This is a genomic window from Tenacibaculum piscium (assembly GCF_021390715.1).
In the GTDB taxonomy this organism is placed as follows: Bacteria; Bacteroidota; Bacteroidia; order Flavobacteriales; family Flavobacteriaceae; genus Polaribacter; species Polaribacter piscius.
Genome location: NZ_JAJGWT010000019.1, coordinates 278 through 11,401, shown reverse-complemented (window position 1 = coordinate 11,401; position 11,124 = coordinate 278). Strand labels below are relative to the sequence as shown.

8 protein-coding genes and 1 pseudogene are annotated in these 11,124 nt (G+C 26.0%); all 9 read left to right on the top strand.

Annotated elements, in window-relative coordinates; all coding sequences use genetic code 11:
• A pseudogene (locus tag L0U77_RS11945) lies at positions 1–155 on the top strand (Fic family protein); the annotation flags it as partial.
• 229 nt (positions 156–384) lie between these two features.
• The gene (locus tag L0U77_RS11545; RefSeq protein WP_100945801.1) at positions 385–1,095 is read left to right on the top strand and encodes a hypothetical protein; all 711 of its coding nucleotides are present in this window, start codon (positions 385–387) and stop codon (positions 1,093–1,095) included.
• 148 nt (positions 1,096–1,243) lie between these two features.
• A complete protein-coding gene (locus L0U77_RS11540; protein WP_233898048.1) occupies positions 1,244–2,272 on the top strand; it encodes a hypothetical protein in 1,029 nt (342 codons plus the stop codon).
• Positions 2,273–2,454: 182 nt separating this feature from the next.
• Entirely contained in the window at positions 2,455–3,744 is a 1,290-nt protein-coding gene (locus L0U77_RS11535) for a hypothetical protein (RefSeq protein WP_233898047.1), read from the top strand.
• Between the two features lie 948 nt (positions 3,745–4,692).
• Positions 4,693–5,352: a hypothetical protein gene (locus tag L0U77_RS11530; protein WP_101917296.1), complete on the top strand. Its 660-nt coding sequence runs from the start codon at positions 4,693–4,695 to the stop codon at positions 5,350–5,352.
• A 1,093-nt stretch (positions 5,353–6,445) separates the two neighbouring features.
• Entirely contained in the window at positions 6,446–7,102 is a 657-nt protein-coding gene (locus L0U77_RS11525; RefSeq protein ID WP_233901235.1) for a hypothetical protein, read from the top strand.
• Between the two features lie 158 nt (positions 7,103–7,260).
• Positions 7,261–8,706: an AlbA family DNA-binding domain-containing protein gene (locus tag L0U77_RS11520; protein WP_233901234.1), complete on the top strand. Its 1,446-nt coding sequence runs from the start codon at positions 7,261–7,263 to the stop codon at positions 8,704–8,706.
• 153 nt (positions 8,707–8,859) lie between these two features.
• On the top strand, positions 8,860–9,444 hold the full coding sequence (locus L0U77_RS11515; RefSeq protein WP_233901233.1) for a DUF6621 family protein: 585 nt from the start codon (positions 8,860–8,862) through the stop codon (positions 9,442–9,444).
• Positions 9,444–10,208: a hypothetical protein gene (locus L0U77_RS11510; RefSeq protein ID WP_233901232.1), complete on the top strand. Its 765-nt coding sequence runs from the start codon at positions 9,444–9,446 to the stop codon at positions 10,206–10,208. The genes L0U77_RS11515 and L0U77_RS11510 overlap by 1 nt, the downstream gene beginning before the upstream one ends.
• Positions 10,209–11,124 lie beyond the last annotated feature (916 nt).

The window sequence follows — 11,124 nt, the reverse complement described above, 5'->3', positions numbered from 1 at the left end:
TTGAATATGTAGTACAAAAACTAAATGTAGAAAGAAAATCAGCTTCAAGATATTTAAATAGTCTTGAAAAAATTGGAATTATATCTTCTGAAAAAGTTGGTAGAGAAAATATTTATGTTAATAAGAAATTAATAGAAATATTGAAAAAGAACTAAGCCCAACACCGTATATAATTTATTGCTAGTACTAGCCTACTTACGAAAATCCTTAGGGATTTTCTATTCCGTTTTTATTTACTAAATTTAGTGCTTCAAAAACGCAACAAACCATATACAAAACGTTGGCAACAATAAGAGCAAAAATCTACCTAAACTAAAAAAGTCCTCTTTGAAATTTGGTAATTAAAAGTCAAATTTTACATTTTAATTCTAAACAAAAGATTAAATGAATACTAAGGAAAAACTTAATAACTTATGGTCTAAAGATTTTATAAACCAACTACCTAATTTCATAAAAGAACGTGGTTTTGTATTTTCAGAAAATAATTCTCAAAAAGACATTCTTATAACAGGAATTAATCCTTCATTTAGGAAAGATGCAGAATTAGGGAATTTTGGTTTTGACTTTCAATTGACTTTAAAAGAAGAAAAATATGATAATTATTGGAATCCTTTAAAAAAAATAGTTTTTGACCCAGAAAACTCAATAGATTTAAGAGAGAAATCTGCTTATTTAGATATATTTTATTTCAGAGAAAAAGAACAAAATAAATTAAAAAAAGAGATTTTAAAAAACAATAATGGAATTCGTTTTTTAGTAGAACAATTGAAAATCACTCAACAAACTATTGAAAATGATATTAAACCAAAATTAATAATAGTAAAAAACAAAGAGTCTGCTGCATATTGGGGAAAATTATCAGAAAAAGGAATTATTTGGATGGGTTACCAACTTAATTTTGTGCAAAGTTATATGTGTGGAGATTTATACAAAATTTCAGGATTTTTAGAATCTAACGAAAGGATTTCATCTGAAATTACAGAAACAAATTTAAAAGGTTCTTTAATTTTATTTACAGAACATATAAGTCAATACACAAAAAAAGAAAAAAGACCAACAGCTGTTTTAATAAATGAATTATTAAAGAAATTATGAAAATAAAAAATTACTGTTGCCAACACCGTATATAATTTATTGCTAGCTTACTTACGAAAATCCTTAGGGATTTTCTATTCCGATTTTTTTTACTAAATTTAGTGCTTCAAAAACGCAACAAACCATATACAACAACGTTAGCCTACATATGAGAAACTGTCTACTTTGCAACGAAAATCCAGCTGATAAAAAAGGTTCTCACATAGTTCCTCACTTTCTTTCAAAACGAATTGATAATGAAGAAGGGGAAACTGGTAGAGATAGGGAAATGGGATTTGTAATAACACCTAAACAAACAACATCATATTTTGGTAGAGCTGTACTTCCCGAAAAGCTTGAAGAAGTTTATGGAGAAGTAACGGATGAACTTATTGAAAACAATAATATTGACGGAGTTGTAGACAACTATTTCTGTACAAGTTGCGAATCAAATTTATCAGTCATCGAATCGGAATATGCTAACACTTTAAATCAAAAACCAGAGTTTGACCAAGTTTATGAAGGTTCGACATCAGGATTTGTCGCCTTTCTATTTTGGACTTCAATTATTTGGAGATTATCGATTCAAAATTATAGCGGATTTAAACTAAAAGTAAAAGAAGAAAAAAGATTAAATAGAATTTTAAAAAAATACCTGAAAGACAATCTGGCTGAAATAAAACCAAATCCTTTAGATTCAGACCTAAAAGATATTGGTTACAAATTACTTCGCTCACCAAACTATTCGGACAAAAACTGGACTTGGCTTCATTGGAGACCAAATTACGAAAGACCATATTCTATAATGATTGACGAATACGTTTTGTTTTTATATTTTAAGAAAAGTCATTTAAAAGGTATGGTTATGGACTTCTACGGTTCTGAAAATCTGAAAAATAAGGCTCAATTCAATATCCCAGTCGAAAATGAATCAATTTTTAGCGTACCACATAAAGAATATTCTCAAATCGTTGAAAATATAAAGAATTATGGAGTTAAAGCAGTTGACAAAGAACTTGATACTAATTTGGATAAAATTCATCAACATTTAGGAAAAAAGGGGAAAATGAATGCCCAATTAAAAGCAGAGATAAAAAAGAAAATAGCGGATTCTAAAGTTGCTCTCGGACAAAAATTCACACTAAAGAATCAAGCTGAAATAATCAATGAAGCTATGTCAAAATATATAAATACGTAGGCTAACACCGTATATAATTTATTGCTAGTTCTAGCCTACTTACGAAAATCCTCGCGGATTTTCTATTCGGTTTTTATTTGCTAAATTAGGTGCTTAAAACACGCAACAAACCATATACAACAACGTTAGCAAAAACTTAAAAAAAACCAATTTATTATAGAAACCAATACTCTTAATTAAAAATGGAACTTTCAGATATCCAAGAAAAAATACTAATTGATTTAAATTTACTTAAAGATAAGAACCTTAAAGTTCGAAAAGAAGTTTTCAGAATACCTGATGTTTATAAGAATCAAGAAATTGATGGAAAAACAGAAGAGATAAAAATAGCTGACGGATATAAGGTTACTAAGATTTATGTAGAATATAGCCTTAAAGGAGAATGGTTTACTTTCTTAATTGAAACTCTTGAAAATTTAGAATCTCTTAGAAAAATAATAGATAGTAAAGACACTTATTTAAGTAATTATTTAGCACGTTACAATGATAAATATATAGACGTTTTAGTATTTAAAATAAATACAGACAAAATATTTCAAAATGATTTTAAAATTGAAACTTCATATAACAATTATAAATTAGAAATTGAAGTATCAAGAGAAGCACAAGAAAATCTATTAACCGATTTTATAGAAATCTATAATGGTTCTCAAGAATTAAAATTAACTTCTGCAATAGTTAGAATTAAAGGACTAACAGAAGAATACATAAAAACATATGAAAAAAAGATAGAAACATTATTAAACTCAATTTTCTTTGATATTAAGTGTGTAAGAGGAGAATATTTAGAAGTCTATAATTATAGCTTATTAAACAAACGTTTAGGTTTAACTGGTTATTACCCAAAAGGAAAATACTCTAATAATTATAAATTTAAAGTAAAAGAATTAATACCTGAATTGGTTGATTATTTTAAAGTTGCTGAAAGAATAAATTATCTTCCTTTTAAATTTTTATGTTATTACCATATATTAGAATATTTCCTTGATAAAAGTGCTCAACTGACAATTAAAAGAAAAATTTCTAATTTATTATATAAACCAGACTTTGAAATAAATTCTGATTATTATATTAACGAAATTTCGGAAACATTTAAATATGAAGGTGATAGACTTAAATCTGATAAAATAAAAATAGAAAGAGTATTACAAGAGTTTATAGACAGTAAAGAATTATTTAAGTTTATAGAAAATTTAGAGTTTAATGAACATTTTTTTCAAAACCAATCTTTAAATTTTAGCGAGGTAATTACATTAGAAAGTATAAAAAATGATACAAATGCTAAATTTTATAAATCGTTAACCAATAGGATTTATTCAATTAGATGTTCAATAGTTCACTCAAACCCTGATTTTGGGAAAAAAGATGCTGTTCCTTTTATCTCATCTCATAAGAATCTTCTCATTCTTGAAAAAGAAATTTATCTACTAGAAGAAATTGCTAAAAATTTAATTATTAATAGTAGAGTATAGAAAAATAACAAATGAAACTCCCGTATATAAAAGGAAATTTGATTAAAATAAAAAGCATTTGCTAACAATGTGTATAATTAATGCGGAGTTTTGTAATTAATCCAAAGTTTTGTGTATTTTTATAAAGTCCACCAAATCTTTTGATTTGGCTTTAGAACAGAAAAAATTAAAACAAAATAAAAAGTTTTGGCTCAGTGCTAAACCGAAAGTCTTCTGACTTTCTATTTCCGCACTAACCATACACGCAACGTTGTATTTAATGGCGGAATTTCCTCAGAAATTCCTAATCAGTATTTTATAAACTAAAAATTAAGCGGACACAAATTATATACAAAAAATAGTAAAAAGTGAAAACTACTTATGCCTTATTTTAATAAAAAATTGAAACGTGAAAAAATCAGCACAGAAAAAATTATTTTAATAAAATAGCTGAATACAAGTAGAAACCTAAAAAACTCAGCTAATCGGCGGAATTAAGCTCTGAAGCCCAAAAATAGTTGATATTAAAAAGTAATTATGAAAATTCATAAATAAATTGAAAAATTTAAGCTTTTAATAAAATTAATGAATTGAAAGTTGAAACGTAAAAAAATCGGCTGAATTAAACTCTGAAATCAAAAAAGCTCATTAAAATGAAAATGGAATTATAAATAAATTGAAAAATTTGAACTTCTAATAAAATTAATGAACTAAAATGCAAAAACCACTAAATACAACAACGTATATAATTTATTGCTAGTTCTAAACTAATTACGAAAATCCTTAGGGGATTTTCTATTACGCTTTTATTTACTAAATTAGTTGCTCGAAACACGCAACAAATAATATACAAAAACGTTGGCAACAATTTGAACAACTCATCGCTAAAAAACAACAATTCGGAATTTTAAACTTTCTAAACCAAAACTATAATCTGAATTTTGAATCGCTAAACTCAATTAAAAACAAATGGAAGAAACGATAAAAACTTTGATTTATATCCACGCATTTTTTGGTGGACTTGGATTAGTGACAGGAATTGGAAGTATAATTGTGAAAAAAGGAAGTAAACCTCATAAAAAAATGGGAAAATTATTTTCAATCGGAATGATAATAAGTTCTCTAATCTCAATGCCAATTTCTTGGCTACCTAATCACGAAAATATATTTCTTTTTCTAATTGGATTATTCACTATTTATTTAGTTATTTCTGGAAATCAAATTTTGACTTTTAAATCAAAAAGCAAGAAACTTGCAAAACCGATTGATAAAATCATATCTGGAAGTATGTTAACGCTATCAATACTTATGATTTTATTTGGCACTTATGGTATGATTAAAGGAAATTCGACATATCTATTATTTGTTTTCTTTGGTGGCTTTGGACTTTCATTGACAATTAGAGATTTTATTTTTTATAAAAATGTTGAGAAAACAAAAAACGGATGGCTGTCTAATCATATCGGAAAAATGATTGGAGCATTTATTGCCTCAATTACCGCATTTATAGTTGCTGGATTAGGAATTGGAAATCTGATTGCTTGGACTTTACCATCAATTTTAGGAACAATTTATATTGTATATTGGAGAAGGAAATTAAAAACAAAAACTGTTGCCAACACCGTATAAAATTAATTGCTGGTTTTAGCCAATTTACGAAAGTCCTCGCGGACTTTCTATCTGTGATTTATTTGCTAAATTTAGTGCTTAAAACACGCAACTAATCTTATACAAACACGTTGTAAATAATAGCAAAAAAAACTGACCAAAACAAAATAAATAATTGATTTTCAAACAAATAAAAATATTAGTTCATTTGTAATCTTTTAAATAAAACTATTTTAAGAAAGAAAAATAATTAAGAATATTTCTAGTTTTCAAGAAAAAGTTCTGAAATGTTTTTAACTCGTTTGTAGAATCTGAATCAAAACAAATTTAAGAAAAAGAAGAAAAAATTGAGAATATTTATAGTTTTCAAAAAAGAGTTTTGAAATATTTTTAACTCGTTTGTAAAATCTGATTCAAAAACAATTTAAGAAAAAGAAGAAAAAATTGAGAATATTTATAGTTTTCAAAAAAGAGTTTTGAAATGTTTTTTAACTCGTTTGTAAAATCTGAATCAAAAMWAATTTAAGAAAAAGAAGAAAAAATTAAGAATATTTATAGTTTTCAAGAAARAGTTYTGAAATATTTTTAACTCGTTTGTAAAATCTGAATCAAAAACAATTTAAGAAAAAGAAGAAAAAATTGAGAATATTTCTAGTTTTKAAAAAAGAGTTTTGAAATGTTTTTTAACTCGTTTGTAGAATTTTAAATTTTATCGGTTTTTTGAATAGTAATTTAATAATCAAAGTTAGGAATAAACAAAAAGCTACTATTTACAACAACGTATATAATTAATTGCTGGTTCTCGCCTACATACGAAAATCCCTTGGGGGATTTTCTATTCCGATTTTTTTTACTAAATTTAGTCCCGAATCACGCAACAAACCATATACAAATCCGTTGTGTACAATATGAAACCCCTACTCTAAAATGAATAAGAAAAAAAGCATTAATCTTGAGAATAAATTAAAAAATTTTCATAAGAGATGGAATATTGAATTATCGGAAAATGAACGATGGAATGAATTCAAAAATAGAGTTTTAAACTCTTTCATATCTATTTTAGAATTTGAACTAATTTTAGATGACAATATTGATGACGAATTTTTAAAATTTATTGGAAAACACGAAACTCCAAAATTCATTGTTTGAATTAAATGGAAAAAGTATTGAAGATTTTCATATTTATCAATATTTTAAAAAAGAAACAGACACAAAGAAGTTTCTTTTAGGGATTGAAGCAATATCTTGGATGGAAAATTTTAAAGACCAAACAAAAAGAAAATTCCTACTTGATATAAAAGAGATCGTTAGTATTACAAATGTACCTATTGAATTAAGATATAATGAAGCAGATTTTTTTATTTATCCTTCTGGTGCAAAGCTTTTAGATGAAAAGTTAATAAACGACAATCTTAATTGGCTTTCTGATTATCCTAAAAGTTATGATTTATTCAAATCAAGTCTTTTAAACCTTGAAGTTATAGGAAAAGAAAGAATGGTAGTTGATAATCTTCGGTTATCAATGGAATTAATTTTACAGGCTGTTTTTGGAAACAAAAAAAGTCTTGAAAATCAAAAATCAGAATTAGGTAAATATCTCAAGAATAAAAATATCAGTTCTGAAATATCAAACATTTATATAAAAATATTAGATTATTATTCTAAATATCAAAATAATAACGTTAAACATTCAGACAATATCAATTTTGTAGAAATTGAATTTATACTCTATCAAACAGGAACTTTAATGAGATTATTAATTAAAAAATAAATACTGTACACAACACCGTATATAATTTATTGCTAGTTCTAGGCTACTTACGAAAATCCTTAGGGATTTTCTATTCCGTTTTTATTTACTAAATTAGTTGCTCGAAAAACGCAACAAATAATATACAAAAACGTTAGCTACCATTTAAAAATAAGCCTATGAATTACAATCCATTTAATAAAAAGGATGTATCCGAATTATCAATTGAAGATATCAAAACTCTTATAGAAAATGAAATAGGTGAAGGATGGTATATTGAGTATAAAAGAGAAGTTCCAAAATTAAAAGGAGGAAAACTCGATAATATCAAAATTGCTAAATCAATATCTTCTTTTGCGAATACAAAAGGAGGTTGGATTTTTTGGGGTATTGATAGTGATGACAAAAATAAACCTACAACTATAAATGGTTTTGATATATCTACATATAGAAATTTTGAAGACCAAATTTCTCAAATTATAAACGCAAACATAAGCCCAAAACCTTATTATCATTTTAAAAAAATTAATTTAGAAAATGGTAATATAATATTAGTAATAAAAGTAGATGAAAGTCCTACTCCACCTTACATAACAAGTCAAGGAATAATTTATCAAAGAGAGAATAACGAAAGTAAACCGATAAAAGATAGATATATAATTGAAAAATTAAATGAGAAAACCAATAATTACTTTGAAGCAATTGAAAGATTTTCAACTTTTGATTTACAAGAAACAAAAGGGCAATCTGAATGGAATCAAACATATTTAGAATTATATTTATTCCCAACTCCTTTTGACAACTTTACTTTTAAAGAATTTTACACCTCTGAATTTTTCAAAAAGGTCTCATTACGTTTCTACCAAAATGTTGATATTAATAAAGCTGATAGTATAATTCCATTAAATCTCGGTTTTAATAGTATTTATAGTTCGGAAGGCTCTTTAATAATTAGGCCATTAAAAGAAGAAAATTTAATTTATAAATCAACTACAGTAGAACTATTTGAAAATGGTAATCTTAAATTTTTGATTCCATTGTATGAATTCGATTCAAGAAATATTCCTGAACGATTTGAAAACTCAGATACTTTAAATTATCTCTTAGATAAATACAGTCCAAACGAAACAGTAGAACAAACAAGTTTTAATACTTTTGGAATGCCTCCAATCAATAAAGATTTGCCTCCTATCACAAGAAGAAAAGAAACTGATTTCGTCAATCATATCAAATTTATAGATGGAATGGAATTGATTTTAAATATTCTAATTATTGTTTCAAAATATAAAGCTGTACTTGATGATAATGAATTTGATTTTGAAACTAAAATAGGTTTTAGAGCGAAAATAACAGATTGTTGGAGAAAATTTGTCTTTTTTGACAATGATGATTACTTAGAAAAATTAAAAATATATAATATTCCATTATCACCTAAAAGTGAAATCGAAATTCCAGATTTTAAAAATGGAAATGCTTATTCAACGAAAATTTCAGAAGAAGGAGCATACTTTAAAATAGCTAAATTTATACTTGAAGGAATTGGTTTACCTGATTCTCAAACAATAGATTTTAGTGAAATCATCAAAAAAGGATTAGAAAGATTTGAAGTAAAAAACGGTAGCTAACACCGTATATAATTTATTGCTAGCTTCTCGCCTACTTACGAAAGTCCTCGCGGACTTTCTTGGTCGGTAATTATTTACTAAATTAGTTGCTTAAAACACGCAACAAACCATATACAAACACGTTAGCGGTAATTAAGAAAAACATACGATAAAATGAATTTGGGAATTTTAAACGAGACGGTTATTCTAATTGATACAGATTTTTTAAATGAAAGAATAAATTATTTTCTATCATTTTACAAAGAATTATATCCAAACAAAGCTTTCGAAAAGATTAACCTTGCAGACTTACTTTACAAATTTGCAATTAATGCAAGAGTTGAAGAAGCGGGTCATAATGTAGATATTATTTTTGCTCACACTTTATCAAACTCTTCTTTGACACATTGTGAACCAAGTAATTTAATTTATGATATCACAAGTGATGGAGTTCAAATGGAAACAGATATAGGCAATTTCTTAATCCGCTCTTTTTTTGCTGGTGAAGATGAAACTTGTATTGAGCATTTTAACAATATGCTACAGATAGCTGATAATTCTTCAAACACTGCAAGAATAGTAATGATTACCGATAATGAATATTTAAATTCACAATTAGAATATATGGATTATAAAAAAGAAAAAGTTCTTTTTATGATTAAAAAATATTACAGATCTGAAATTACTGTCCCCATTAAATATGTGAAAATTGATAACATAATTGGTAGATGCTTAGGACTAAATAATAAAGAACTATAATGTTCTGGGAAAAATGCAATATTGGATATTTTAATTCTGGCTCTAAGGAACTTGTAAAAATTAGCGGACTTGAAGTTCAGAATAAAAAACCTTTTTGGGTTTACATTTCAAAAGAAGCATTTGATAATATACAAAATGGAGTTTCACTAAGTACAGCATTAAAAGACTTTTCTCTTGAAATCCGAGAATTTCTAATTTCTGGTTTTGCTCCGACAGAAAACTCTATTTTTAGTTTTCAAAGAGACCCAATACAAAATGCATTTATAACAAATTCAGTAGCAAATTCTGTAGTCTTTTATGCAATGGCTTACCTAAATAATAAAGGCTTAAGCCCTATTGAAATTAAAAACTTGAGATTAAAATATTCGTTTGGAAATTTAGATAAACGTTATTTCAATATGGAAGAGTTAAAAAGCTCTTTTGTTAGTCAAAGTGCATTCTTTCTTAATCTCTATAAAGAGATGAATGAGAATGATAGATTTGAGCATTTTGTAGAAAACCTTGGACAACAAAATAGGTTCAAAGAAGTATTTAGAAATTATAACGACTTTATTTCTTTGAAACGCCAATACAATAGAAGGGTTTTTCACGACAAGCTTGAATGTGAATATATGCGTTCAGACTATAATGAAGAAATATTTCATAAAAACACAGGAGTATTTTCGGAGAAAGAGATAATCAAAAAACAAAATTACTACACAGTTGACAGAGTATATCTAAGCGAATTAAAAATGAGGCTATGTAAGGTGTGTGGTAAAGAATAAATACCGCTAACAATGTATATAAAAAATAGGCGAAACAGTAATAAATTCAAGGCTTTTGGTTCGTATCAAACTTTGTACATAACTGAAAGTCACGTACTTCGAAATCGCCTACTTTTCATATACTAAACGTTGCAATTTATTGTGAAATTTCAGTAAAAAACAAAGTTTTGAACAATCAATTTTGTCAATTATTTCAATTATTTCAAGAAAAAAATCAAAAGAAAAAGTATCAAATATCAATAAATATTTTTAAAAATACTGATTCCTAAAACTTTGTGAATAAATTTTAAATCAAGAAAAATTAAAACAAAAAAGAAAAAGCACCAAAAATCAACAAAGATTTTAAAAAACTGAYTCCTAAAACTTTGTRAATAAATTTTAAATYAAGAAAAATTAAAACAAAAAAGAAAAAGCACMAAAAATCAACAAAGATTTTAAAAAACTGACTCCTAAAACTTTGTGAATAAATTTTAAATCAAGAAAAATTAAAAGAAAAAGTACGAAACATCAACAAAGATTTTAAAAAAGCTGATTACGAAACTTTGTAAATAAATTTTAAATCAAAAAAAATTAAAACAAAAAAGAAAAAGCACGAAAAATCAACAAAGATTTTAAAAAAGCTGATTCTAGAAAATCGAAAAAGGAATTTTAGAGAAAAAATTGAATAATTAAAAACAACAAATAGCAACAACGTATATAATTAATTGCTGGTTTTCGCCTACATACGAAAATCCCTTGGGGGATTTTCTATTCCGATTTTTTTTACTAAATTTAGTCCCGAATCACGCAAAAAATCATATACAAATCCGTTGTAAGTAATTCGCAAAAATTACGCAATTAGAACCTGATTTTCAAGTAAATACAGAAATTTAAAAATATCGGTAGAAAAATATTACGAATAAAATTTAGAATCTAT